The organism is Rhodococcus sp. JVH1 (assembly GCF_000280725.2).
Lineage (GTDB): Bacteria > Actinomycetota > Actinomycetes > Mycobacteriales > Mycobacteriaceae > Rhodococcus_F > Rhodococcus_F jostii_A.
The window spans coordinates 5,366,383-5,390,224 of the sequence record NZ_CP166289.1 but is presented as its reverse complement, the minus strand read 5'-3'; the positions used below and the strand labels follow the sequence as shown (position 1 = coordinate 5,390,224).

Here is a 23,842-nt window from a genome sequence, read left to right as displayed (position 1 = left end):
AGGTGCGCCGTGCCCGACGCCGAGGGACATCCCGCGCGCGACGAGATCCAATTGGTCTCCGTCCTGGCCGCTCTCGCCGACCCCCTGCGACTGGAGGTCGTGCAGAAGCTCATGGTGGAGGCGGACGGGGCGGAACGTCACTGCACGTCGTTCGGGCTGCCGGTGTCCAAATCGACCCGCAGCCACCACTTCAAGGTTCTGCGTGAAGCCGGGCTGATCAAGCAGGTCGACCGCGGCAATTCGCGGATGGCTCAGCTGCGCAGATCCGACATCGAATCCCGCTTCCCCGGGCTCCTGGACGCCGTCGCGACCACACCGGACTGAACGCCGTCGCAGCGACCGTCTCGCCGAGCATCCGGATCGCCGCCGTGCGATGATCGTGCGCCATGAGGGGGGCGGTACGAGTGGAACAACGGGGAAGCGGAGACGGCTGGATACTGGTCGAAATCCTGGGAGACGCACCGACGGTGATCGCTGAGGGCATCAAACAGCGGCAGTGCCGGCCGCTCGGCAACGTCTACCGCGGCAGGATGCTGACGCTGGTGACGGGAGCCATCGACACGGTCAGGTCGTCGGGACAGCCGGTGCAGGTGACCCTCGGTGAGACGGTGGGCGACATCGATCTCGTCGTGGGGAAACCGGTACTCGGTCCGGGCGGAGACGTCCTCGCGGTGCAGATCTTCACCGGTCGTGCGGACAGTCCGGTGCCCCAACCGCACCGGGCGGCAGGGTGGGAATGGAACCTGTCCGTGTCGGCGGGTCCGCGACGCACTCGATGGACGCGTGAGTTCCGGAATCTGTACGGAGTCGCGGACACCCGGCCGGAGCACCACTACTTCGGTCTCGCCGACCTGTACCGGAGGGTGCCGCGGCTCTCCGACATCGCGGTGCTGATGGAACGCGTCGACAACGCGCGGGACGGCGAGTTCCTGTCCGGCGAACTCATCGCCCGCCACGACGACGGAACGCTGCGCCTCGTCCGGTTCGTGCGCCGAGCCGTCGCGACACCCGAGGGAGTGGTGCTGCGGGGCGTCGATCACGACGTCACGCACAAGACCGACGTCGGCGAACTGGCGATCCGGGTGATGGACTCCGATATCGCGTCGACCGTCCACGCGGTCGCGGGGGTTCATGCGGCACTGGTCGATTCACAGCACGGGTACGCCATCAAATGGATCACCGCACCGCTGGCGGGTTTGTCTGCCGCGGCGGAGGGCGGGCAGATCGGACTGCTGCACGGCGAAGACCTCGCGGCGGTGCGGCAACGGATCACGGCCCGTGTTCCCGGAGTCGCCCGCGTCGCCCTGTCCGACGGGTCCTGGTCCCGGCACACGGTGCGCACATTTCCCGTCCCCGGCTACGGTTCCACACCCGTGGTGATGATGACGTTCTCAGGCGCCTGTCCCGAACAGCATGCCCAGCAGGTAAGTGGCGGCGGCTGCGCCGTACCCGATTGCCAGCTGGCGTAACGCGCGCTTGACCGGGGGTCCACCCGACAGCAACCCCACAACCAGACCGGTCCCGAGCAACGCGACGCCGACCAGCGCAGCAGCGACCACGAGCGCGGCGGTGCCTTCCATGCCGAAGAGGTACGGCAACACGGGGATCACCGCACCGGACGCGAAGAAGCAGAAACTCGCGGCAGCCGCACCGAGCCCGGTGCCGATGGCCTCGTGCTCGTCGGTGGTTTCCGTACCCGAAACGGGCTCGGGCTGAACGGCTCTCCGCAGCACGTCGGCCGCGCGTTTCTCGGCGTCCTGCGCGGGCATGCCCCGCGCGCGGTACACGAGTGCAAGTTCGTTCGCGTCGACGTCGAGGAGCGGCACTGCCTCACGGGCGCCCTGCCCCGGCGCCGACGCCTCGAGCAGTTCACGCTGCGACCGCACGGAGACATACTCGCCCGCACCCATCGACAACGCGCCCGCGAGCAGACCGGCGAGGCCGGTCAGCAAAACGATGTGATTGTCGACGCCGCTACCACTGATGCCGAGCACGAGGGCGAGGTTGCTGACCAGGCCGTCGTTGGCACCGAACACGGCGGCACGAAACGTGCCGGACAGCCGATTTCGCCCGCGCGCCGCCAGCGCCCGCACCACCTCTTCGTGGATCCGCTCGTCCGCGCCCATGGCGTCGGTGGCGTCGACGTCGGTCGGGTACGGCGACCGGGTCTCCGCGCGCTGCGCGAGGGCGAGCACGAACACCGATCCGAACCGCCGGGCCAGCACACCGAGGATGCGAGTGCGGAGATCACCGCGCACGGGCTTGCCGACGTGTTCGCCGAGCAGCCCGCGCCAGTGCGCCTCGTGCCGTCCCTCGGCGTCGGCGAGCGCCAGCAGAATCTCGCGTTCCTCACCGCTCCGGCGTTTCGCGAGGTCGCGGTAGACGGCCGCCTCGGCGCGTTCGTCGGCGAGGTAGCGACGCCATTTCCGGATTTCACGCGGACCGGGATCCGGTCGTGCACCAACCATCGTCCGCCTCCCGATCGTCGACGGGAGAAGCCTACCGACGCGCCCTCCCCACCGCGGCGCTTCGAGGTCAGTCCTCGGCGGCGAGCGCCTTCCCGAGTGAGTCCTCCGGTTCGGAGACCACCACAGGATCGCGCCCGGACAGCAGGTCGAGGACGGCCTTCGGCCGGGCCAGCGATTCGCGCACGGTGTTCCTGGCCATCGTGATCGGGCGGCATTCGCATCCGGCGTTGACACCGGCGACGTCGATCCCGGCACCGCGGCACAGCGCGACCGCCCGGGGAACGTGGAAACCCTGCGTGACGATCAGCGCCTTGGTCACACCGTACGTCTGGACGGCGCGAGCGCACGTGTCGTAGGTGTCGAGCCCGTATCGATCGCCGACGATCTTGCTGGGGTCGATGCCCTTCTCGACCAGGTAGTCCGTCATCGCCGCGATCTCGTCGCCGGATCTGCCTGCTCCGTCGCCCGAGACGAGGACCGCCCGCGCGCGGCCGTCCTGCACGAGACGGACGGCGACGTCGAGGCGTCCGGCCAGATACTCGCGGGGTTTGCCGTCGCGCACCTGCGCGCCGAGGACGATGACCACCGGTGCCTCGGGTGCGTCGTCGACGTCGTAGACATGGCCGGAGGCCTCCCGCGATATCCACACCGTCGAGGCCGCGACGACGAGGACGGCGAGCGCGCCGAGGCCCGCTCCGATGCCGACCAGTCGGCGGACGATCCGTCGTTCCCCCATGCCGCCATCAAACCACAGCGTCAGGCGACGGCCGGTTCTTCCCCGGCGCGCCGCTCACGCAGTCCGGATGCCAGGCACAGGCCGAGCCCGAACAGAACCCAGCAGGTCAGCACGAGTACCGCCGCACCGGCTCCGTGTCCGTCGAAGAACGCCGTCGATCGCACCACGGTTCCCGCCGCTCCCGGTGGCAGCAGCTGACCGAGTGCGCCCCACCCCGACGGCAGCCACGCCGCGGAGGTCGCCAGTCCGGACAGCGGGTTGGCGAGGAAGATCATCGTCACCGCTCCGAGCGCGAACCCCGCTGTGCCCAGCACCGATTCGAGCCCGAGAACGGTCAGCGAGATGGCGGCGATGCCGAGCACGACGGCACCGGTGGTCGTCCAGTAGTTGCCGTCGACGCTTCCGAGGCCGAACTGCAGAATTGCCGTCAGCACCGCCCCGGCGCTCACCGCGAACAGCACCGCCCCGGCCACTCGTCGACCGACACTGCGCGGAAACAGCCGCACTAGCGCGAGCGCGGGGATCATGCCGCCGAAGACCAGGGGAAGCGCCAAGGCGCCGAGACCGACGCCGGCGGGGTCGTCGACCGTCAGCGGAACGACGTCCTCGACCGGAACGGGTTGTCCCGCAGTCTTGCTCATTCCCGCCGCGAGGCCGTTCATCGTCTGCGCGACGGGCGCCCCGCCTGCGCCGGCGGACAGGACCGCCATGCCGTCCGGTGTCGCGACGATTCCGCCGACCACCTCCCGGTGTTCGATCGCCGTCCGGACCGCATCGGCGTCGGGGAAGCGCTCGGTGACGAACGCGCCCGGGTGTCCCGCGGCGAGCGCGGTGTCGATCCGGGTGACGGCCGCGTCGGGTCCGGCGATGCCCAGCCGGAGGTCGTGCGGGCCGCTGTTGACGGCCGGCAACGTGAACGCCAGCAGCATGAGCGCGATCACCGCGGTGAGTCCCAGCACGACAGCGGTCAGTTTTACGGGATCGGACAGGCCGTGCGCCGACCGCCCGGTGGGCGCCGTGCGCGGCGCGACTGTCCCGGTATCCGAGGTGGTCATCGGACTCCCCTTCACTAAGTGGAGGAAATCCCTCCGTTCCTTGTGGAGAATATTCCTCCGGTTATGCTGGGTTGTCAACGGAAGAGGTGGAATCGTGCGGGCAGACGCGCTGGAACGACGCAACACCCTGATCAAGGCCGCCCGCGTGGTGTTCGCCGACCGCGGGCACGACGCGCCCCTCGACGCCATCGCCGCGCGAGCCGGCGTCGGGATCGCCACCCTCTACCGGAACTTTCCGAGCCGGGACGAGCTCGCCCACGCCGTGGCCCGGACGACGCTCGCCGAAGTCCGGGAACTCGCCGTCCGGGGACTGGACGACTGCGGCGACGACCCCGAGGGAGCGTGGCGGCGGTTCGTCGACGCAGTGGTCGAACTGCGGATGGGAGCGTTGGTTCCCGCGCTGGTCAACAGTCTCGACGAGCTACCACCCGACGTCCGCGAGTCGAGGGAGCTCACGAAGGCGACGGTCACCGACTTCATTCACCGGCTCCAGGACGTCGGGCTGGTCCGCGAGGACGTCGTGCCGCTCGAGATCATCATGGGGATCGCCATGCTCACCCGGCCCCACGTGCTGATGTTCGAGGACGCGACGGCCAATCTCGTTCCGCGGCTGATCACGGTGTTCCTCGCCGGGTTGCGCCCCGACGGGGCTGCGCTGCCGCCGCCGATCCTCCCGGAGTCCGATGTACTGTGACGGGAATGCAGCCTGGGGGGCCTCTGCCACAGCCATGGAATCACCCGTATACGGGTGACGATCAGCCGCGGCTGAACGGCTGGGACGTGGCGGTGTCGGCGGCCGCACTCGTCGTCGCGGTCGCCGTCGCCAGCATCTCCGCAGTCGCGGGGCTGTTCTGGCTGCTGTTCCTGGACTACTGCCCGCCCGACACGTGCAGCGCCGAGAACGCGTGGATCGCGGTGTGCGTGGCGCTCGCGGTCGCCGCACTCGTGACCGTGATCGGCGGAATGGTCACGATCGCGCGCATCGCGCGGCGCACGATCGCGTGGCCGGTGGCATGCGGAACCCTGATCCTCTGCGCAGGCGCGTGCGCGATCGGATTCGCCGGTTACGTCTCCGCGACGGGGATCTGAGCGGCCTCAGCCCACGTGATGGTGGTCGGTCCGGCTGATCGCGACAGCGGAGACGATCACCCCGACCACCACACCGACGAGCGTGTCGACGATGCGGCTCACCGCGATGTCCGGTGCGACCGCCGACCCGAGACCGGTGAGCAGCAGAGCCATGGGTGTGATGGCGACGGACGCGAACGCGTAGTTCTTGATGACCACCAGTTCGGTCACGGTTTGCAGCACCACGATGACCACGACGGTCTGCCAGTACCCCATCGCGGCGGCGATCAGCCCGGCGGCGAGGACGGCGCCCGCCACGTTACCGACGAGGCGTTGAATTCCCCGCTGCACGGTCTGGCTGAAGTTGAAACCCTGCATCGCGGCCATCGCGCCCATCGACGCCCACAGCGGATGCTCCAATCCCATTGCCACACAGATCCATCCGGCCAGCGCGGCGGCAGCGGCGATACGGGCCGCGTTGACGATCCCCTCTCGCGACCGCAGCGCACGGAGGCCGTCTGCGAAGAAGCCACCCGGCTGCGGCAGCACCGGGGTCTCCGCACCGAAGGCCGAAAGATCACTGCGTCGCTTCACCTTACGCAGTTCGGACTCGTGATCGACGAGCGCACGCAGAGTGTCGTGGTCACGCTCGTGCGCCCACCGATCGACGACCGTGTCCGCTTCGGCGAGAAGCGCGAACAATTGGTGGGAGTGCCCGTCCCGGCCCCGCCCGCTGTGGGCGATCACGTCACGCGCGTTGTCGATGGCCTTGCGTGCGGACGCGATCGCGGAGGCGTCGTGTGTATGCTGCAGTTCCGCGGCCGCGGCGAGTGCCCGCGCCACCGCCAGCCGGGCGGGACCGAGGGGAACGAACAGGCAGGGCGTCATGGCGGCCAGCCAGCCCACGACGACACCGATCGCCACGGCCACGACGGCCGGTCCGAGATCGGACAGATGGGTCGCGTGCCCGACCGCCGCGGTGGCCGCGAAGACCAGGATGACCGGCCCGGGACCGGCGATGCGGAACGCCGCCAGCAGGCACGCGGCGACGCCCGACGCGACGGACATGACCGCTATCTGCAGCCAGAGTGACAGTCCCGCCGCACCGAGGAGCACTCCCCCGGCGACGAAGGCGATGAGCGCGACACCGACGAGTCCCGCCTTGCGGGCGAGCCGCGGGTACGGCTCGTATCGACCGAACGCGGCGGTCAGCGCACCGAGTGCCGCGAAGCCCGCGAGGTTGCCGTGCCCGAGAAGACCACCGATGACCAGCACCAGAGCCGTCGCCGCACCCACCCGCAGCGCGGGAGCGATGGTGGCATCGGCGTTCCGGACCTCGAACGCACGGCGCCACGTCGACGGCGCCATCGAATAGGCCAAAGCCCCACGGGAGTGATGGAGCCGGCTGAGGTCGGGTGCGTATCGAGGGGAAGCCTGCATGGCCTCAGCGTACCGTATACTTCACTAGTAAAATAGTTCTGAATTAGTGTGAAGTTGGTCGCTACGATGGTTTTCATGAGCACTGCCCCACGTCCGGATGAGGACTTCACCGATCGCGTTCGACGCGAATGGGCCGAGACCCATCCCAAAGTGGACACGTCACCGATCGAAGTGATGGGCCGCATCACCCGGATCGGATCCCAGGCCCTGCAGCAACTCGACCGTGCCCTGGACGCGAGCGGGGTCTCGCGCGCCGAGTTCGACGTCCTGTGTGTACTCGCCCGCAGCGATCGACCACTGCGGGCCAGCGAGGTCACCGCCGTGACGATGCTCAGCGGCGCATCCACCACCAAACACGTCGACCGCCTCGCCCGGCTGGGACTCGTGGAACGGCTACCCTTCGAACGCGACGGGCGCGTCGTGTTGCTCCACCTGACCGAGTCCGGGCGGCAACTCGTCGACACCGAGTTCCCGCAGCGCGTCGAACGCGATCGGCAATTTCTCGCCGGGCTCGACGAGGACGAATGCGCCGTCCTGGCCGGGCTGCTCCGGCGGATCGCCGCCAACGTCGAATCCGGGCTTCGCCGGTAGTCCCTTGTCTTTCAGGGAATGACCTTCCGGGCCCGAAGGTCGCGGAAGATGTCGAGGAACATCTGCTCGGTCTCGACGTGACGGTGGAAACCCAGCCGGCGCGCCTTGGAACCGTCGGCGATGACGTCGTAGTCCCAGCCGAAGACGAAGTCGCCGAACGCCCACGACGAGACGTCCGAGTACGGCGTCGGCGCCAGCCCGTGCTTCGCGACGAGGTCGTTCCACACCGGCTCCTTGTCGGCCATGACGACGTCCATCGACATCGGCAGCGGCGGTGCGACGTCCAGGTCGAAGAAATCCGCGATCTTCGGCAGCATCTCGTCCCAGCGGAACAGATCGCCGTTGTTGATGTTGAACGCCTGATTCGCGCACTCGGGGGTGGTCGCGGCCCAGACGGTCGCCTCCGCCAGCAGTCCGGCGTCGGTCATCTCGATCAGACTCGTGTACGCGCCGGGCTTACCCGGAAACCGCAGTGGCACGCCGAGTTCCTTCGACATCGTGGCGTAGACGGCAATCACCAGCGCGAGATTCATCGGATTGCCGAGAGCGAATCCGCACACCACCGAGGGGCGGATCGCGGACCACGTCCACCTCTTGCCGCGCTGACGGCCTTCGAGGAACTGCTGCTGATCCACGTTGAACTCGGGCGGCATGTGCGGCGGGTCGCTCTCGCGCGCCGGCGTCTTGAACGGTCCGAGGTGGGCGCCGTAGACCTTGTACCCCTGCATCAGGCTGATGTGCTCGAGCCCGGCAGCCACGGGTTCGAGCGCGTTCACCGTGTTGACCAGCATCGCGACGTTGGGCGCGACGAGCTCAGCCCACGACGGGCGGTCCTGGTAGGCGGCGTAGAAGATGTGGGTCACGTCGCGCAGTTCACCCAGCCTCTCGGCGGCGTCGCGCTGGTCGAGCAGATCGACCGCGATGTGCCGCACCCGGTCGGTGTCGGATCCGCCGCGTCGCGACAGTCCGATGATCTCCCACTCCCCGGTTGCCTCGAGGTGGTCGATCAGATTTCCGCCGATCACCCCGCGCGCACCGACGACCACTGCCACTCTGCGCTTCGCCATCATTCGACTCCTATCGGTATATCGCGAATTTGCGATATACCGAGTGAAGCACACATATCGGAAAATCGCGATATGGCGGTACGATGGGTCTGTGAGTGAACTTCCGGACGCGACCGACCTGGCCCTCGCCTTCAAGGCGCTGTCGAACCCGACCCGCGTACGCATCCTGCAGTGGCTGAAGGACCCCGACAGCTTTCCCCCGCAACTCGAACCCACGGAAGAGGTGGGCGTGTGCCTGAAGCACATTCAGGCGAGGGCCGAGGTCTCCCAATCGACGGCCTCGCAGTACATGGCCGCCCTACAGAGCGCCGGACTGGTCACCAGCCATCGGATCGGCCAGTGGACCCACTACCGCCGCAACGAGGACCGGATCGCCCGGCTGGCCGATCACATCCGCACCGAACTCTGAACGAATCAGGGCATCTCGACGGTTTCGGCGCGCGCGATCTCGTCGAGCGCCCGACGGACGTAACCGTCGGCGGGAACCTCCGCCGCACTCAGCAGATCGGCGATCACCAGGATCGCGGCCTCCACCGCACGCTCCGGTCTGCGCGGGTTCTCCTCGACATCGGCCACGCCGAGGCCACCGGTCAGCACCGTGACCAGCGAGTCGACGTCGACGGCCGGAAACCAGAGTGCCGCCGCTCGCGCGCAGCGGGTCAGGACGTCCTGCACGTCCTCCCCCGTCAGACCGTCCGGGTGCAACGTCTCGAGCAGTTCCCGGACCACCCCCGCCAGCACCGCACCGACCTGCTCCGCAGGCAGGGCCGCCAGTTCCTCCGTCGCCTCGGTCAGCGCCGCCGCGTCCGACGCACGCGCTGCGACGATGGCGGCGTCCAATGCTTCGGCGATGTCACGCGCGACAGCAGGCCAATGAGTGGGCCACATCCGGTAGATCCTCTTCTCGTCTTCGTCGAACCGAAGCTCACTGTGCCACGAGGCTCCGACACTCAGCGCAGCCGCTCGATCAACCGCAGCGCGTCGAACGGCGCGTACCCCTTCATGTCGTTGTCGAAGTACGCGAAACAGTCGAGGCCCTGCCCGAGCCATCGCTCGAACTTGCGGGCCCACTCGTCCAGCGCCTCGTCCGTGTAGCCGCTGGCATACAACTCCTTGTCCCCGTGCAACCGGGCGTAGACGAAATCGCTCGTCGCCGCCTCCACGTACGGGAACCGGCCTGCCGTGTCCGCGACGACGAACGCGACGTCGTGCGCGCGGAGCAACTCCCTCGCCTCCTCCGTGTCGAAACTGGGGTGCCGGACCTCGAGGGCGTGGCGGACGGGGCGATCGGCGTCCGTCTCCGTCCATGCCCTGTCGTCGGTGAGCTTGTCGTCGTGTCGAGACGCGAGCGTCGCGGCATCGGTGGTCGTCCGCGGCAGCTGGTCGAAGAACGCTGCGAGACTCGTCGAATCGAACGCGAGCGTCGGGGGCAGTTGCCACAGCAGCGGTCCGAGCTTGGGGCCCAACGCGAGCACCCCGGATGCGAAGAAGTTCGCCAGCGCCGTCTCGGCGCCGACCAGCCTCTTCATGTGCGTGATGTAGCGACCGCCCTTGACGGCGAAGACGAAATCCTCCGGTGTCTCGTCACGCCACTTCGCGTAACTCGTCGGTCGCTGCAACGAATAGAAGGACCCGTTGATCTCGATGGATGTCAATCGCCCCGCGGCGTAGGCCAACTCCTTGCGATGGGCCAGACCGTCCGGGTAGAAGTCACCGCGCCAACCGGGATACGTCCAGCCGGAGATACCTACGCGGGCCTCAGCCATCTCACGACCCTAGCGCCGGAACCTATTGCATGTGGCCCGTCCCGGGAGAACCATGAGAGGACCCCACAATCGAGGAGGCACTGATGCCGAGATATCTCTGGCAGGTCACGTACTCACCCGAAGGCGCGAAGGGTTTACTCGCCGAAGGCGGCACCGCACGACGCGAGGCGATCACGCAGATGGTCGAAAGCGTCGGGGGCACAGTCGAATCCTGTTACTTCGCACTGGGTGGCCGGGATCTGTTCGTCATCGGTGACGTGCCGGACGACGTCGCGGCCGCCGCGCTCGGGATCCGCACCACCGCTTCCGGTGCGGCGAGATCCGAATCGGTGGTGCTGCTGACGCCGGAGCAGGTGGACGACGCGGTGCGCCGGGACGCCGAGTACCGGGCGCCCGGCAGCTGATCGACCACCCTGCGGTAGCGAATATCGTTCTGCAGGATGATGTGCGGCGGCGGAGTCGGTCGATAGCGTCGAGCCATGTCAACTGACCAGGCCGACTCGACGTCGGTGAACCCGTTCACCACCGAGTTATGGTGGCCTGGTTTTTCGCGATTCTCGGGCTGATCGCCGCGCTCCTGTTCCGCTCCTGGCCGCATCAGGCCTGAGAGCCTCAATCCGAAACACCGGAATGAATGTCCACGAGGGAAGGTTGCACGTCACATGACGGAGACCACAGCAGAAACCCCGCAGCTCGGACAGTTCGGCGTCTGGCGTCACGCCGGCGGACTGGCCCCTGAGGTGGGTGCGGCGATCGAATCGGCAGGCTACGGCGCGATCTGGATCGGCGGCTCCCCGCCTGCCGACCTCGACATCGCCGAGCGCCTGCTCGACGCGACATCCACCATCACGGTCGCGACCGGAATCGTGAACATCTGGACCGCCCCCGCCGACGAGGTCGCGACCTCGTTTCACCGGCTCGAAGCGCGTCATCCAGGGCGCTTCCTCCTCGGCATCGGCGTCGGCCATCCCGAACAGCCCGGCCTGAACTACAGCAAGCCGTACGCCGCGCTCGTGGAGTATCTCGACGCCCTCGATGGTGCCGGCGTCCCGGCGGGACGACGCGTCCTGGCCGCGCTCGGTCCGAAGGTTCTCGAACTGTCCGCCGCCCGCGCCGCCGGTGCCCATCCGTACCTGACCACGCCGCAGCACACCCGTGAAGCGAGGGAGCTGCTGGGCCCGGGCCCGGTGATCGCGCCGGAGCAGAAGGTCGTGCTGGACACCGATCCGGAACGCGCTCGCCCCATCGGACGTTCGGCCGTCGAGGATCCGTACCTGCACCTGCGCAACTACGTCAACAATCTGAAACGGCTCGGGTACACCGACGAGCAGATCGAGAACGGCGGCAGCGACGACCTCATCGACGCGCTCGTCGCCCACGGCGACACGCAGTACGTCGCCGGTCGCCTCCGGGAACACCTCGACGCGGGCGCCGATCACGTGGCCATCCAGGTACTCCCCGCAGGTGACGATCCGGTGCCTGCCCTGCGGGAACTCGCAGGCGCGCTGGGACTCTGAGTTCTGCTAACGAAATGATGTGATGGCGGGTACCGCATACCGAAAGGGGTTCGCCGAAACGGTCGGGGTATGGTCCCCTTCCGAACGGCAGGCGGGACTGAACGCAAGGTAGGAACTGTGCAAGAGCCAACGGCACGTCCGGTCGGCCCGTACGCTTCGGGGCCGCCACCTGCAGCCCTGACCGTGCACTCCGCGAGCCTCGACCATTTCCGTGCCGCGGAGTTGTGGCGGGCGCTCGTCATCGGCGTGGTCGTCGTCGCCTACACCCTGTTCGCGCTGGTCACCTGGCCTGTCCGACGTCGCGGCCGCACCCTTGCGGACGCGGCGTCGGAGGGCCTGGTCAACGGTTTCGAGGTGCTGGGGCCGACATTCGTCAAGGTCGGTCAGCTGATGGCGTCGTCCTCCGGGGTATTCCCCGCCCCGCTGGCCAACGCGTGTCTGCGATGTCTCGACGACGTGCCGCCGGTGCCCGCCGAGGAGGCCCGCCGGGTCATCGAAGCCGACCTGGGGCATCCCGTCGACGCGCTGTTCGCGTCGTTCGGCGACGTCCCCCTCGCCGCCGCCTCCGTCGCGCAGGTCCACGGCTGTGTACTCCCCGACGGCAGGGAAGCCGTCATCAAGGTGCAACGCCCCGACATCTTCCGGCGCATGGTGGTGGACCTGCGCACCGCGTACTGGGGTGCGCGGATCCTCGAGAAGCTGTTCGAGTTCTTCCGCATCGCCAACGCCACCGCCATCATCCGCGACCTCCACGCGGCCACGATGACCGAACTCAACAGTGCGGTCGAGGCCGACCGGCAGGCCCGGTTCCGGACCAACATCGGGGCGTTCGGCGACAACAAGGGCGTCACCACCCCCGAGGTGTACTGGGACTACTGCGGCCCGCACGTCATCTGCATGGAACGCATGTACGGCCTGCCGCTCGACCGGTTCCCCGACCTCGTCCACATGGACACCCGCATGCTGATCCGCCGCGGCGTCAAGGTGTGGATCGAGTCCGTCATCCTCCACGGCCCGTTCCACGGCGACGTGCACGCGGGGAACCTGTGGGTCCTCGACGACGGACGCATCGCGATGCTCGACTTCGGCATCGTCGGTGAGCTCCCCGATTCGTGGCGGCAGATCCTGCGCGACATGTTCTACGCGACTCTGATCGACGGCGACTTCTCCCGGATGGCACGCGGAATCCGGAGCCTCGGCTACGCGACGGACAACGACGCCACCGACGACGAGATCGGACTCCAGGTGGCCGCCGCCCTCGCACCGCTACTGGGCCGGGACCTCGGTGAGCTGCGGCTCAGCGAACTCATCATGGCGCTGATCGGCATCGGCAAGAAATGGGGCGTCGCCAGCCCCGAGGAACTCGTCCTGTTCGGGAAGCAACTCGGCTACTTCGAGCGCTACGCCACCGAACTCGCCCCCGGCTGGGTGATCGGGCAGGACCTGTTCCTGTTCCGCAACGTCTTCCCGGACGCCGTCGCCGCGAAGGCCCTCGAACTCGGGGTCGAACTGCCCGACGAGTGACGCGAGTTCGCGGCGAGGGATCTACTGCCCGGTCAGTGAATCCAGCACCGAGGCTCGGTGGAGGGGGTGGTCCGGGAGCCGGTCGGGTGTCAGGATCCAGTCGTTGCCGGTCCACGGGTCGGAGACGGTGAGGACCCCCGACGTCGGAACCTGCTGCGCGATGCGTTCGAGTACCGCGACACCCGGATCCGAATCCGCGGAGGCACTGTCGCCGACGATGATCAGCGACGTCCCGACCGCGGGACCGTGATCGGCGAGGTGCACGATGCGGGCGGCGTCCTCGGCGCCGTACCCGTGCGGGAAGTCGCCCAGGATCACCAGCCGCGGCTCCGGCAGGGTGTCGCGGATTCCGCTGCGGGCCGCCATTTCTGCGAGGTCGACGCTCTCGGACAGCGCGGTGAGGCGGGCGGTGATGTCGGACGCCGAGGACACGACGGGCGAAGCCAGAAGTGCGCCGAGGGGTTCGGTGAACGTGCGCAGCGAGCCGCTGAGGTCGACCACCTCCAACCGCTGTGCCGCAGGTGACGCGACCAGCATGCGCGCCGCCAGCGCCGCGACCACCGGTGCGGCCTCGGCCGGATCGCCGACGATCCAGAGCGGACGCCCCAACGGGTAATGGACGCAGAACGGCACCCGCAGCTCACCGAGATCGGGTGCGGACAGCTCGCCGAGCCTCAGCCCGTCCGTTACCGCGCTGCCGGTGACGGGGCTCGTCCAGGCGGCGGATTCGAAGGTGGCCAGTGACCGCGGCAGCAGCGGGTCGACGGCGCGGAGTTCGTCGGCCAGTTGCGAAGTCTCGCCGTCGAATTTGCGCTGCGCCTCGGCGACGAGGGCATCGCACCGCTCCTGCGCCCTGGCCTGCGATTGCACGACCGCGGGACTGTTGCGTGTGGACGGGTCGGCCACCGACTCGGAGAGTTCGTCGTCCAGCCGCGCCTGCGCGTAGTCGCGGGAGGATCGGAAGGAGGCCGCGGACCGGGCGGCGTCCTCGAAGATCATCCACGCTCTCTCGAACGAGTGGGCCGGGTCGAGCGGTATGCCCGCAGGACCGGGTGTCGCCGGAACCTCCTCGGCGACAGGGTGTGCGGGTTCGTCCACCTCGACGCCGTGCCGGGTGACGAGTTCAGCGAGGCCGCCGTCGTATCCCTGCCCGACGGCCCGCACCTTCCATTCGGTGCCGCGCCGGTAGATCTCGAGGCAGATCGCGGCCGCCTCGGAACCGACCAGCGGAACGTCGAAAACGACCAGCGGAGGGCCATTTTCGTCGGTGAGCGTGGCCGACAGCCCCTCCCGGGGCAGCGTCGACGGACCGTTCGGGGACGCCGGATCGACACTGACCACGCAGAGCACACCGGCCGCAGCGGTGTCCACCTCGTCCAGCTGCAGCCGGACCGTTCCGTCCGCCTCGAGTTCCACCCCGGCGGCGCGCCGCTGGTTGTAGAACACGAAGTGGTCCGAGGACAGCGTGCGGAGATCGCCGTCCACGATCAGCGCGGAAACGTCGATCGGCGTCGCATCGACCGCGCGGAAACGCAGGACGCGCGACGGCAGCGGGGCGTTCTGCCCCGGAACGAGGTGGACCGTCACCGCCGCCCCTACACTCCGAGGAAGCGGCCGAGTTGAGGCGCAGCCTCACCGGCGTGCTTGGCCTGAATACCCTCACCGATGGCCTGCAGCTTCCACTCGCCGCCCACCCGGTACACCTTGGCCATCACCATTCCGGTGAACGGCATCCCGCCCTGCAGCGTGAACCGGGCGAGTTCGGCCGACGACGTGGTGTCCACGAGGCGGCAGAAGGCGTTCTTCACCTGCTCGAACGTGTGCCCGCGGTACGACGTCACGATGAACACGATGGTCGAGATGTGCGGCGGAATGCGGGTGAGATCCACGAGGATCACCTCGTCGTCGCCGGCGCCCTCACCGGTGAGGTTGTCGCCCTGATGCCGGATCGATCCGTCCTTCGACGCCAGCTGGCCGTAGTAGGCGACGTCGACCATGTTGTTGTCCGCGAACAGGACCGCCGACGCGTCGAGGTCGACGTTGGCGGAACGGTTCCCGAACATGCCGCGCTTCTCGATCGGATCCCAGCCGAGTCCCATCTGGATGTACGTCAGTGCGACGCCACCGTCCTTGCGGAGCGTGACCTTCTGCCCCTTGGAGAGGCTGACCGGTCGCGCCTTGGTGAGACTGACCTCGGCCGGAGCAGACGGAGCGGCTGGCGCGGGGGGTGCAGCGGGAGCCGGGGGCGCGACCGGTGCGGCCGGCGGCGGGTAGGCGGCCTGCGGTGCCGGTGCGGGAGCCGGCGGCTGCTGGACGGGAGCGGCGGCGGGTGCGGGAGCGTCGTCGACGGACACGCCGTGATCGGTGACGAGTGCGGCGAACCCGCCGGCGTAGCCCTGCCCTACGGCCCGCACCTTCCAGGCGCCCTGGCGTCGGTACAGCTCGAGCGCGATGACGATCGACTCGGAGTTCAGCCCCTCGATCTTGTACTCGTACAGCGAGTTTCCGGCGCCGTCGGCGACCCGGGCGGTCGGCGGAGCGGAGCGGCCGAAGCTACTGGTGGCGTCGTCGAGGGTGATGACCGCGCGCACCTGCGCGATGTCGGCAGGCACCGCGCCGAGCGACACCTTCAGCGAGGCCGCCTGTCCGGTGGCTCCGGGGACGAGTTGCACCCCGGGACCGGTCGGCTGGTTGAAGAAAACGAAGTCGGCGTCCGAGCGGACCTTCCCCGAGTCCGTGACGAGCAGCGCGGACAGGTCGGCGGCGGCCGTCAGTTCGAGGGAGACGATGACGTCGTCGACGCTCAGCGGGCCGTTCTGACCCTTAGCTAGCGGAGTGGACACTGCGTGGTTCCTTCACTGTGGGAGCGTCGGGTTTGTCCCGTTTGGTCTGTTTGCCTACAACCTACAAAAGAGAGCCGACGGCCGTCGTCCCCGCACCCCGCCCGACCCGATCCGCGAACCAGCGCAGGATCTCCTCACCAGCGGCGATACCGCTGCTGCCGGTGACCGACAGGGTCGGGTGCTGCCAGTCGAGGGTTTCGAGTTCGCCGTGCCGGGGGCGGATGGCGGCGTCGGCGGCACTGAGCATGTTGGCGTCGAGGGCCCCGTCCCCGGCCGCCAGCAGGGGCGCTTCCGGCTCGAGCACTCCGTCGTCGACGAGCCTCGTACGGACCTCCGCGACCGCGCGGCTCTTGCACACCGCGTCGGGCATCGTGTAAATCTTGCGACCCTGCCGGGACGCTCCCCATCCCCGGTCGACGCACCAGTCGTTCCACTCCTCGACGAAGCCGGACGGCATCGCGTCGAGGTCCACGACCAGGTAGGAGAACAACTCGTCCGCCACCCGGGACGAACGCACCCAGCTGTCGTCGATGCGGCGGCTCAGCTCGGCGCCGACCTCCACCAGCGAGGCTCCACCTTCGGCCATCGCGATGTCGACACCCGACCGCCAACCCGCATCGGGCACCCCGTCGACGAGGATGTTGCCGCCGTTGGTCGTGATCGCGTACCGCCACGGCGCCCCCGGCAGGTCGATGCGCTGGAACTGGGCAACGGTGCGCGTCGTGGTGGGCACGACCACGGCGGACGCGGTGAGCCGGCGCAGCATGGCCTCGGCGGCCGACGTGACGTAGGACAGCGGCTTGCCGTCGTACACCTCGACGCAGAGGAGGTCCTCGTCGCCGGGCCGCTCGGCCACGTCGCTCTCGGTGACGGCGAGTTCCATGGCCCCGCGCGAGTAGATCATGGTGCGGTCGAGGTCGGTCGCGATCAGCGCGGTCATGTCACATCCTTGATCAGGCCCATACACGAATATGCCAGGCCGGGAACCTCTTCGACGGGGACCGCACGCGCGGCGGCGAGTAGCCGGATGTGTGCGTGCTCCGGGGCGTCGAGGTCGCGGACGAGCACCCGCCACGGCACCCGGCGCAGCAGCACCCGGGTGGTCTCGCCGACGCCCGGCTTCACGAAGTTCACACTCGAGATTCCGTACTGCTCCCGGACCGCCTCGACGGACTTCCAACCGTCCCAGGTGGGGGTGCGGTCCGACCGCAGCAGGTCCTCGACGTCGCCGGGAACGTGCTCGCGCACGTCCCCGAAAGACGCGCTGACGGAATCGAGGAGGTGGTTGGACACGTCCTCGCCCGCGAGGTGCGCGTAGAACTTGGCGCCGTGGAAGTCGCCGGGTCCGATCAGCATGTCGTTGAGGACGGTCCGCGACACCAGGCCCGACACGGTGGAGTTCAGGCACGCGGAGGCGATCAGGAAGTCGTCGCGGGTGCCGAACGTGCGGGCGCAGTGCCCGGGATCGGCGAGGACGGCGAGGTCGTCGTCGAAGTCGGCGCCACCGGCTTCGCGGTACTCGGCGAGTGCCTGCGACAGCTCGCGGGCGATGGCGCCCTTGCCCGTCCAGCCGTCGACGAACACCACGTTCACCGGGTCGTGATGACGCGCAAGGTAGTCGAGCGCGACGGCGTCGATCCCCCGGTCGCGGACGATGGAGACGGCGTAGTGCGGCAGCGTCAACCCGTGGACGTCCCGCGCCCAGCGGCGCATGAGCACCCCCACCGGGGTTCCCGCACGCGCCAGTGACACGAGGGTGACGTCGCGGCCCCGCTCGGCCAGCACGAGGTCGGTGACCGTCCCTACGGCGCGCGCCAGCCGGATGGAGCTGTCCTGCAGCACCTTCTCGAACAGCTCGCGGTACTCCGCGTCGGGCTGGTACTCGATGGGCAGCGTCTCCGCGTAGTGGGACTCACCCGACTGGATGCGGCGCTCCCGCTCGGCGACATCGGCTTCGAGGTCGACGTGCGACAGATCCTTGAGCAGCCAGCCCACCTCGTCGGTGGAGTACGAACCGAACGCCGGGCCGGTCAGCGGCGCCGTCACGTCGACGCTCCCGCACGTGCGGCGCGCAGCGACCGCGGGTCGGCGCCGGACACGACGGCCAGGAGCACATCCGTTCCCGACGCGGTGAGCACGTCGAGGAGTCCGCCGGCCGCAGTGAGCCGGTCGGTGTCGGCCGCGGTGTCGATCACCGCGACCACGACGGCGTCCTCGCCCGGCCACTGGGCGTTGTAGACGAAACGCGGCTGCTCTTCACCGTTCTCGGGCGCCGTGAAGCGGAATCCTCGGCGCAGCGGGTAGCCCGGCTGGTCGAGCACGTAGGCGGGTGACCGCGTCGTCGTCTGGAATCGAGCCCGGAAACCGGACGTGGCGAGCGCGTCCGCGATTCGCAGGGGCAGGTACATCAGCTCTTCGTGTCCGACGACGATCACCGGCCGCTGCGGGTCGAGCCGGTCCCGGAGCACCGCGGCCGCCGACGCGACGGCCGCATCGAACTCCTCGGTGTCTTCCCGCAGGAATCCGTGCCGGCCACCTTCCGGAACCGCTGCGGGCCACGGTATGTCGGCACGATCGACGGTCCCGGTCCGCTCACCGATGGGGTTGAGCACCGGTTCCGGAAGGGCACCGACCGAGTCGATCAGGCCGTCGGGAAGCTCGGTGCGCCCCACCGCCAGACTCACGCTGTCGATCTGCACTCCCAATTCGGCGGCTGCGGCGTCGACGGCGTCCCGGTGGCCCTGCTCGCGCATGTCGACGAGCGACGCCACGACGTAACGGCTACGGGGATTCTGCCGGTGCAGCGCGCGGATCGCGTCCACAGCGGTGGCGCCGGTGGAGATCTCGTCGTCCACGAGGACGAGAGGGCGATCGCCCGTGAACAACTCGACGGACGTCGGCTGCAACTGGTGGCTGGTTGCATGCGAGTGCCCCTCCTCGAACCCGGCGGACGTCCCGATCTCGGGTACGTCCCGGCGCGTGGAGTGCAGGTAGCACCGGGCGCGCAGCCGGGCCGCGACACAATGCCCGAGACCTGTTGCGGTTTCGGCGAATCCGAGCACCACGGGATCTGCATCCGGTCCGAGAACCTCGGCGACCAGATCGCCGAGGCGGTCGCCTGCGCCGATCACGGCACCCGGGTCGGTGGGCACGTGCTTGCCGAGGACCGTCGAGACGAGCAGGTGGGCACGTCGCGGGTTGCGCCGCAGGCCGGGCTCGACGAGTTCGGGGATGGTCAGCCCCGTGCCCGAACCCACGTGGGCGAGCGTCAACCCCAGGTGTTCCGTGGCCCAGGGCACTGCGCGCACGGCAGTGGGTGAGCTCATCGGACGGCCAGTGCGGTCAGTAGATCCACGAACGTGATTCCCTCGTTTGTCACGCCGAACACCTTCGCCCGGACGAGTGTCTTCTCGGCCCAGCTGCGGTGCGGGCGCATTTCGTTCATCTTGTTGCGATACCCCGACGCCTGGACGCCGCCGACGCTCTCGGCGCCGAGAATGTCGAGCGCATCGTGGTACTCCTCGTGTGTCACCGCGGACAGGGCGTGCACGGCCGCGACGTGCGTGGGGTGGATGACCGTCTTGCCCTGGATGCCGTTGGCGCGGTCGAGGGCGATCTCCCGCAGCAGACCGTCCAGATCCCGGCTGACCAGCTGCTGACGGAACCGCACCTCGTTGTGCTCCTCGAACGGCGTGGCGCGCAGGGTCGGCCGGAACATCCGCTCGTGGTCGGCGAAGTACTCCCACACAGGACCGGTGATGACGTGTCCCGTGTCGTCGGCGCGGCCCAGGAAGTTGACGATGCCGGCAATCGCGTCCGCGACCACTCGCACGTCGTAGATCGTCAGGTCGCGGTCGCGGCGGATGCCGAACGTGGCACACATGTCGGTGGCGCCGATGCGCACGGCGAGGATCCGCTCGCGGTGTTCGACGAGCAGTTCGCCGATCTTCGCGAGTTCGTCGTCGCGGGTCTCCCGGTGCACCAGTGCCGGCGATTCGAGCACCGGCATCGCGTACAGGTGCTTGCCGAGCCGCTCCGACGCCGCGGCCAGCTCGTCGAGGAACGCAGGTCCCGTCGCACCACCGAACTTGGGGATCACGAATCCGGACAACACCTCGACGCCGGTGGTCAGCAGGTCGGCGATCCGCCGAAGGTCCTCGGCGGCCCGCACCCGGACGAACAACTGCATCCGCGCACCACCATGGGTCGCGAGCCGATCGAGCGCGTCGACGGCGTTGAGCAGCGCCGCTTCCACCTGGTCGTCGGCCACCGCGTCCTCGAGGTCCAGGACCATCGAGCAGACACCGTCACCGGACCGGCGAAGGATCGTGTCCGCGAGGTCGGACCTCGTCGCAGGCACGTACAGCGTCGCGCCCAGCGCGACGGCCAGCACCGTCCGATCCTCGTCCGGCCCGAGCGCCTGCGGAGCGTGCAGGAACAGCCGGCCGTGCGTCTCGGGATCGAGGTGGTGGAAGTGCCGAACATGCTGCACCGCCGCCGTCGTGACCTCTTCGCTAATGCTCATCGTCCCCCCGTGTCATCGCTGTCCTGTGTGTCCTCTCATCTTCTGAACCACCTCGGCGATGAACGCCGACACGGCATCGAGCTGGGCGACGTACGCCCAGTAGTCGGGATGCCTCCCGGTCAGTGTCCCTGCAATTCGGTCTATCCGCTCGAGCTGAGCGTCGAGGACCGACCCCCATTCCCGCACGAGACCACGATTGACAGCCAGCATCTGGGCGTCGCGGAGGCGAAATCTGATCTCGTTCTCCTTGGCCCGCGGGTTCTCGCGGACCTCCCGCAGCAACAGCAGGCGATCGGTGACGCCGTCGACGTTCGCCTCGGCGTCGACCAGATGGGTCCGCGCGGCGGCGGTCAGATCGAGCGCCCCCTCCGGATTCCCGGCGGTCAGAGCCCTCTGCGCCTGCTGCAGATCGGTTTGCGCCTGCTCGATGTGCCTGCGGCTCTCGCGGTCGTTGTGGACGAGATCCGCCGAACTGGCCGCGTTGAACTCGCGCAGCAGGGCGGAGTAGGCGGGCGCGAGCCGTTCCGCCCGCGTCTGCACCGCGGCGATCCTCGTCGTCACCGACGACACGGCGTGAGCGGCGTCCAGTTCCTTGGACGGAGCCGCGGCCAGTGCCTTCTCGAGCGCCGCCGACTCTTCCCGCACACGCGCTGCCGCTTCGCGGACCGGGTTGGCTCCACGGGCACCCTGCAGCGCCACGACTGCGGCGTCGAGTGCCGCACCGCGATCGCGCACCGACGGGTAGCCGGCGTACGCGCCGCCCTCGGTCTGCACCCGCTGCTGCGCCGCGGAGGCGACCTGAAACGCCTGCTGGGCGAGTTGGGGTACGGCCGCCAGCATCGCGGTCGACTCCTCGAGATGGCCCCGATGTGTGCGATAGAACTCGTCGAGAGACTGCGTCGCCGCCACCAACTGCCGCGTCACCTGCTCGTACGCGGCGGCCGCAGCGGGTGTCTGCACGTTCTCGAATTGGTCTTCCGCCGCCAGATACGCCGTCGCGGCCTGGTAGCACCCGTCGCGAACCGGTTCCCAGGCTCGCCGGATTCCGCGTTCCGGAGTCAGCTGGTCCGAGGCGTCCACGGCCGCGGCGGCGATGCTCTGCCGGTTGTCCATATCGAGAAACGCTGCGACCATCGTGTCGTGGGCGCGACGAGCCGAGTCGTCGCCCCGGGCTCTTCCTCGGAAGCGCCCCGCCCATCCGCTCGTCACGTCCTGAATCGTACTGGTCGGGCCGACAACACCGAGTGGTCCGGAATTGCCTGTGCACAAACCTGTGGACAGTTCGCGGGATGGGACAAGTCGGACAAATTCATTATCGTGGTGTTGCACGACGAACCCGGAACTTCGACAGTTGTCGAGGGTCCACCCACCTCCTCTCGAAAGGACCCCTGAATGGGCGTCAGCTTGACCAAGGGCGGCAATGTTTCTCTCACGAAGGAGGCGCCGAACCTGACCGCGGTGGCTGTCGGACTCGGATGGGATGCCCGCTCGACCACCGGCACCGACTTCGACCTCGACGCCAGCGCCATCGGTGCGGGTGCCGACAAGAAGGTCGTGTCGGACCAGCACTTCGTGTTCTTCAACAACCTGCGTTCCCCCGACGGCTCGATCGAGCACATCGGTGACAACACCACCGGTGCGGGCGAGGGTGACGACGAGGTGATCAACGTCAACCTGGCGGCGGTCCCCGCGAACATCGAGAGCATCCTGTTCCCCGTCTCGATCTACGATGCGGAGACCCGTTCGCAGTCGTTCGGTCAGGTCCGCAACGCCTACATTCGCGTCGTCGACCAGGCCAACGGCAACGAGCTCGCCCGCTACGACCTGTCCGAGGACGCGTCGACCGAGACCGCTATGGTTTTCGGCGAGCTGTACCGCAACGGCGCGGAGTGGAAGTTCCGTGCCATCGGCCAGGGCTACGCGTCCGGGCTGGCCGGTATCGCGCGCGACTACGGCGTCAACGTCTGACAGTCGTTTCGTTCTCCAGCCGGGGGAGGGTTTCACGGCCCTGCCGTGAAACCCTCCCCCGGTGTTCGTCCTCCTGCAGTAGCCACCCTGCATGCCCACTAGAGAAAGGCCACGCTTCGTGGTTCTGCGAATATTCGGTCTCTCCTTCGCCGTGACGGTGATCTCCCTGATCATCGCGGCGATCTACGGAGGCCCCCAGGCCGTCCTCCTCGTGGTGATCCTGTCGATCCTCGAGATCTCGCTGTCCTTCGACAACGCCGTCATCAACGCCACCGTGCTGCGCCGGATGAGCGAGTTCTGGCAGAAGATCTTCCTCACCGTCGGCATCGTCATCGCGGTGTTCGGCATGCGCCTGGTCTTCCCCCTCGTCATCGTGTGGCTCGCGTCCGGCCTCGGCCCCGTCGCCGCCCTCGACCTGGCACTCAACCCGCCCGCCGACGGTGCCGCGTACTTCCCCGACGGCAGCGCCAGCTACGAAACCCTGCTCACCGACGCCCACCCGCAGATCGCGGCGTTCGGCGGCATGTTCCTGCTGATGCTGTTCCTCGGTTTCATCCTGGAAGAGCGGGAGATCACCTGGCTGTCCTGGCTGGAGAAGCCCCTCGCCCGCGCGGGCAAGCTCGACCAGCTCGCCGTCATCATCGCCGGCGCCCTGCTGCTGATCACCGCCGCGTACATCGCCCCCGAGGACACCGTCTCCACGGTGATGATCGCCGGCGTCCTCGGCATGGTCACCTACATCGCCGTCAACGGTCTCGGTGAGCTGTTCAACACTCCCGAGGGAGACGAAGACGGCGAACTGGTCGAAGGGTCCAAGGGCGGACCGACCGAGCTGGCCAAGGCCACCGGTAAAGCCGGGTTCTTCCTGTTCCTCTACCTCGAGGTCCTCGACGCGTCGTTCTCCTTCGACGGTGTGATCGGCGCGTTCGCGATCACGTCCGACCCGATCATCATCGCCCTCGGCCTCGGCTTCGTCGGCGCGATGTTCGTCCGTTCCATCACGGTGTTCCTGGTCCGCAAGGGAACCCTGTCGGACTACGTGTACCTCGAGCACGGCGCCCACTGGGCCATCGGCGCACTGGCCGTGATCCTGCTGGTGTCCATCGGCTACCACGTCAACGAGAACGTCACCGGACTCGTCGGTGTCGCCCTCATCGGTGCCGCCTTCATCTCCAGCATCGTCCGCAACCGCAAGGCCGTCGCGACGGCGGGTCGAGCGGAAGACGACGTGGACGAGCAGGACCCGGTGTCCGTCGGCTAGGTTCTGCCTGTAC

General features: G+C 68.5%; 25 protein-coding genes. 11 read left to right on the top strand and 14 right to left on the bottom strand.

The annotated features are described in order from the left end of the window. Window positions 1–9: 9 nt before the first annotated feature. Together JVH1_RS25040 and JVH1_RS25035 are read left to right on the top strand one after the other, a co-directional pair. Entirely contained in the window at window positions 10–324 is a 315-nt protein-coding gene (locus JVH1_RS25040; protein WP_009475114.1) for a helix-turn-helix transcriptional regulator, read from the top strand. A gap of 80 nt (window positions 325–404) precedes the next feature. Beyond that, a complete protein-coding gene (locus JVH1_RS25035) occupies window positions 405–1,469 on the top strand; it encodes a GAF domain-containing protein (protein WP_043779027.1) in 1,065 nt (354 codons plus the stop codon). Here JVH1_RS25035 and JVH1_RS25030 read toward each other — a convergent pair. The 3 genes from JVH1_RS25030 to JVH1_RS25020 form a co-directional block, all read right to left on the bottom strand. Continuing rightward, on the bottom strand, window positions 1,392–2,468 hold the full coding sequence (locus JVH1_RS25030; protein ID WP_009475115.1) for a VIT1/CCC1 family protein: 1,077 nt from the start codon (window positions 2,466–2,468) through the stop codon (window positions 1,392–1,394). The genes JVH1_RS25035 and JVH1_RS25030 overlap by 78 nt on opposite strands. Window positions 2,469–2,535: 67 nt before the next feature. After that, entirely contained in the window at window positions 2,536–3,204 is a 669-nt protein-coding gene (locus JVH1_RS25025; RefSeq protein ID WP_009475116.1) for a vancomycin high temperature exclusion protein, read from the bottom strand. Between the two features lie 20 nt (window positions 3,205–3,224). Next, window positions 3,225–4,259, bottom strand: a complete 1,035-nt coding sequence (locus tag JVH1_RS25020; protein ID WP_009475117.1) for a hypothetical protein — start codon at window positions 4,257–4,259, stop codon at window positions 3,225–3,227. 94 nt (window positions 4,260–4,353) lie between these two features. Here JVH1_RS25020 and JVH1_RS25015 point away from each other — a divergent pair, with 94 nt between their 5' ends. Next, complete coding sequence (locus tag JVH1_RS25015; RefSeq protein ID WP_009475118.1) at window positions 4,354–4,953, top strand: TetR/AcrR family transcriptional regulator; 600 nt, start codon at window positions 4,354–4,356, stop codon at window positions 4,951–4,953. A gap of 5 nt (window positions 4,954–4,958) precedes the next feature. After that, a complete protein-coding gene (locus tag JVH1_RS25010; RefSeq protein ID WP_371113038.1) occupies window positions 4,959–5,348 on the top strand; it encodes a hypothetical protein in 390 nt (129 codons plus the stop codon). 6 nt (window positions 5,349–5,354) lie between these two features. On the opposite strand, the gene JVH1_RS25005 is transcribed toward JVH1_RS25010, so the two are convergent. Then, complete coding sequence (locus JVH1_RS25005; RefSeq protein ID WP_043779030.1) at window positions 5,355–6,767, bottom strand: FUSC family protein; 1,413 nt, start codon at window positions 6,765–6,767, stop codon at window positions 5,355–5,357. 66 nt (window positions 6,768–6,833) lie between these two features. Between JVH1_RS25005 and JVH1_RS25000 the strand changes: the two genes are divergently transcribed. Beyond that, window positions 6,834–7,358 (top strand): MarR family winged helix-turn-helix transcriptional regulator, encoded by a 525-nt coding sequence (locus JVH1_RS25000; protein WP_043779033.1) that lies wholly within the window; start codon window positions 6,834–6,836, stop codon window positions 7,356–7,358. Between the two features lie 11 nt (window positions 7,359–7,369). Here JVH1_RS25000 and JVH1_RS24995 read toward each other — a convergent pair whose 3' ends face one another. Further along, on the bottom strand, window positions 7,370–8,428 hold the full coding sequence (locus tag JVH1_RS24995; protein WP_009475122.1) for an SDR family oxidoreductase: 1,059 nt from the start codon (window positions 8,426–8,428) through the stop codon (window positions 7,370–7,372). An 88-nt stretch (window positions 8,429–8,516) separates the two neighbouring features. Between JVH1_RS24995 and JVH1_RS24990 the strand changes: the two genes are divergently transcribed. After that, on the top strand, window positions 8,517–8,834 hold the full coding sequence (locus tag JVH1_RS24990) for a helix-turn-helix transcriptional regulator (RefSeq protein WP_009475123.1): 318 nt from the start codon (window positions 8,517–8,519) through the stop codon (window positions 8,832–8,834). Between the two features lie 5 nt (window positions 8,835–8,839). Here the strand turns inward: JVH1_RS24990 and JVH1_RS24985 are convergent, their stop codons facing one another. Both JVH1_RS24985 and JVH1_RS24980 read right to left on the bottom strand, forming a co-directional pair. After that, on the bottom strand, window positions 8,840–9,313 hold the full coding sequence (locus JVH1_RS24985) for a hypothetical protein (RefSeq protein ID WP_009475124.1): 474 nt from the start codon (window positions 9,311–9,313) through the stop codon (window positions 8,840–8,842). Between the two features lie 62 nt (window positions 9,314–9,375). Beyond that, window positions 9,376–10,191, bottom strand: coding sequence for a DUF72 domain-containing protein (locus JVH1_RS24980; protein WP_009475125.1), 816 nt, complete (start codon window positions 10,189–10,191; stop codon window positions 9,376–9,378). Between the two features lie 83 nt (window positions 10,192–10,274). Here JVH1_RS24980 and JVH1_RS24975 point away from each other — a divergent pair, with 83 nt between their 5' ends. From JVH1_RS24975 to JVH1_RS24965, 3 genes are all read left to right on the top strand, one after another. Beyond that, entirely contained in the window at window positions 10,275–10,595 is a 321-nt protein-coding gene (locus JVH1_RS24975) for a GYD domain-containing protein (protein WP_009475126.1), read from the top strand. A 258-nt stretch (window positions 10,596–10,853) separates the two neighbouring features. Then, the gene (locus JVH1_RS24970; RefSeq protein WP_009475127.1) at window positions 10,854–11,708 is read left to right on the top strand and encodes an LLM class F420-dependent oxidoreductase; all 855 of its coding nucleotides are present in this window, start codon (window positions 10,854–10,856) and stop codon (window positions 11,706–11,708) included. A gap of 117 nt (window positions 11,709–11,825) precedes the next feature. After that, complete coding sequence (locus JVH1_RS24965; RefSeq protein ID WP_009475128.1) at window positions 11,826–13,232, top strand: AarF/ABC1/UbiB kinase family protein; 1,407 nt, start codon at window positions 11,826–11,828, stop codon at window positions 13,230–13,232. 21 nt (window positions 13,233–13,253) lie between these two features. Here JVH1_RS24965 and JVH1_RS24960 read toward each other — a convergent pair whose 3' ends face one another. From JVH1_RS24960 to JVH1_RS24930, 7 genes are all read right to left on the bottom strand, one after another. Beyond that, window positions 13,254–14,819 (bottom strand): TerD family protein, encoded by a 1,566-nt coding sequence (locus tag JVH1_RS24960; RefSeq protein ID WP_009475129.1) that lies wholly within the window; start codon window positions 14,817–14,819, stop codon window positions 13,254–13,256. 8 nt (window positions 14,820–14,827) lie between these two features. Then, window positions 14,828–16,075 (bottom strand): TerD family protein, encoded by a 1,248-nt coding sequence (locus tag JVH1_RS24955; protein WP_009475130.1) that lies wholly within the window; start codon window positions 16,073–16,075, stop codon window positions 14,828–14,830. Between the two features lie 61 nt (window positions 16,076–16,136). Then, window positions 16,137–17,015 (bottom strand): hypothetical protein, encoded by an 879-nt coding sequence (locus tag JVH1_RS24950; RefSeq protein ID WP_009475131.1) that lies wholly within the window; start codon window positions 17,013–17,015, stop codon window positions 16,137–16,139. Further along, window positions 17,012–18,121, bottom strand: a complete 1,110-nt coding sequence (locus tag JVH1_RS24945; protein ID WP_009475132.1) for a cysteine protease StiP family protein — start codon at window positions 18,119–18,121, stop codon at window positions 17,012–17,014. The genes JVH1_RS24950 and JVH1_RS24945 overlap by 4 nt, the downstream gene beginning before the upstream one ends. After that, on the bottom strand, window positions 18,118–19,401 hold the full coding sequence (locus tag JVH1_RS24940; RefSeq protein WP_043779036.1) for a phosphoribosyltransferase family protein: 1,284 nt from the start codon (window positions 19,399–19,401) through the stop codon (window positions 18,118–18,120). Before JVH1_RS24940 ends, JVH1_RS24945 begins: the two co-directional genes overlap by 4 nt. Further along, a complete protein-coding gene (locus JVH1_RS24935) occupies window positions 19,398–20,600 on the bottom strand; it encodes an HpcH/HpaI aldolase/citrate lyase family protein (RefSeq protein ID WP_009475134.1) in 1,203 nt (400 codons plus the stop codon). Before JVH1_RS24935 ends, JVH1_RS24940 begins: the two co-directional genes overlap by 4 nt. A 12-nt stretch (window positions 20,601–20,612) precedes the next feature. Next, window positions 20,613–21,734 (bottom strand): hypothetical protein, encoded by a 1,122-nt coding sequence (locus JVH1_RS24930; RefSeq protein WP_009475135.1) that lies wholly within the window; start codon window positions 21,732–21,734, stop codon window positions 20,613–20,615. A 258-nt stretch (window positions 21,735–21,992) separates the two neighbouring features. Here JVH1_RS24930 and JVH1_RS24925 point away from each other — a divergent pair, with 258 nt between their 5' ends. After that, entirely contained in the window at window positions 21,993–22,568 is a 576-nt protein-coding gene (locus JVH1_RS24925; RefSeq protein WP_009475137.1) for a TerD family protein, read from the top strand. A gap of 118 nt (window positions 22,569–22,686) precedes the next feature. Further along, a complete protein-coding gene (locus tag JVH1_RS24920; RefSeq protein WP_009475138.1) occupies window positions 22,687–23,829 on the top strand; it encodes a DUF475 domain-containing protein in 1,143 nt (380 codons plus the stop codon). Window positions 23,830–23,842: the final 13 nt, after the last annotated feature.

Excerpts from the sequence above, each read along its gene's own strand:
- JVH1_RS24935 (WP_009475134.1), bottom strand. The coding sequence starts at position 20,600 with ATGAGCATTAGCGAAGAGGTCACGACGGCGGCGGTGCAGCATGTTCGG.
- JVH1_RS24975 (WP_009475126.1), top strand. The coding sequence starts at position 10,275 with ATGCCGAGATATCTCTGGCAGGTCACGTACTCACCCGAAGGCGCGAAG.
- JVH1_RS24940 (WP_043779036.1), bottom strand. The coding sequence starts at position 19,401 with ATGAGCTCACCCACTGCCGTGCGCGCAGTGCCCTGGGCCACGGAACAC.
- JVH1_RS24950 (WP_009475131.1), bottom strand. The coding sequence starts at position 17,015 with ATGACCGCGCTGATCGCGACCGACCTCGACCGCACCATGATCTACTCG.
- JVH1_RS24930 (WP_009475135.1), bottom strand. The coding sequence starts at position 21,734 with ATGGTCGCAGCGTTTCTCGATATGGACAACCGGCAGAGCATCGCCGCC.
- JVH1_RS24925 (WP_009475137.1), top strand. The coding sequence starts at position 21,993 with ATGGGCGTCAGCTTGACCAAGGGCGGCAATGTTTCTCTCACGAAGGAG.
- JVH1_RS25005 (WP_043779030.1), bottom strand. The coding sequence starts at position 6,767 with ATGCAGGCTTCCCCTCGATACGCACCCGACCTCAGCCGGCTCCATCAC.
- JVH1_RS24995 (WP_009475122.1), bottom strand. The coding sequence starts at position 8,428 with ATGATGGCGAAGCGCAGAGTGGCAGTGGTCGTCGGTGCGCGCGGGGTG.
- JVH1_RS25025 (WP_009475116.1), bottom strand. The coding sequence starts at position 3,204 with ATGGGGGAACGACGGATCGTCCGCCGACTGGTCGGCATCGGAGCGGGC.
- JVH1_RS24985 (WP_009475124.1), bottom strand. The coding sequence starts at position 9,313 with ATGTGGCCCACTCATTGGCCTGCTGTCGCGCGTGACATCGCCGAAGCA.
- JVH1_RS25030 (WP_009475115.1), bottom strand. The coding sequence starts at position 2,468 with ATGGTTGGTGCACGACCGGATCCCGGTCCGCGTGAAATCCGGAAATGG.
- JVH1_RS25010 (WP_371113038.1), top strand. The coding sequence starts at position 4,959 with ATGCAGCCTGGGGGGCCTCTGCCACAGCCATGGAATCACCCGTATACG.
- JVH1_RS25020 (WP_009475117.1), bottom strand. The coding sequence starts at position 4,259 with ATGACCACCTCGGATACCGGGACAGTCGCGCCGCGCACGGCGCCCACC.
- JVH1_RS24980 (WP_009475125.1), bottom strand. The coding sequence starts at position 10,191 with ATGGCTGAGGCCCGCGTAGGTATCTCCGGCTGGACGTATCCCGGTTGG.
- JVH1_RS24970 (WP_009475127.1), top strand. The coding sequence starts at position 10,854 with ATGACGGAGACCACAGCAGAAACCCCGCAGCTCGGACAGTTCGGCGTC.
- JVH1_RS25000 (WP_043779033.1), top strand. The coding sequence starts at position 6,834 with ATGGTTTTCATGAGCACTGCCCCACGTCCGGATGAGGACTTCACCGAT.